The organism is Nesterenkonia sp. K-15-9-6, from assembly GCF_052656005.1.
On record NZ_JBQYEY010000086.1, the window covers coordinates 1 to 265 of the forward strand.

At 52.1% G+C, this 265-nt stretch carries 1 protein-coding gene; it reads left to right on the forward strand.

Going from position 1 to position 265, the window contains the following annotated elements:
* Positions 1–265 (forward strand): hypothetical protein (locus tag SD455_RS16710; RefSeq protein ID WP_445508761.1); only part of this gene is annotated, 265 nt, incomplete at both ends.

Below are 265 nucleotides of genomic sequence, written 5' to 3' on the forward strand. Positions count from 1 at the left end.
TAAACCCGATCTACAAGGGCAAGAGTTTCGGGCCGCTTAGAATCACCCCGCTCGAACCGGAAGACATTACCGGCCGGACGTATACCGCATCCGTATACAACTCCACGGGAACAAAACTTGCCGATTTTACCGTAGCGAAAATTGACGCAAATTTAGGGATTATCGAAATATCGATGACCGCGACCGAATCGGCAAAACTCACCGCCGGGGTAAATCAGTGGGAAATCGCATACACCGAAAGCGGCGAAACGCGCCTTGACTGGGC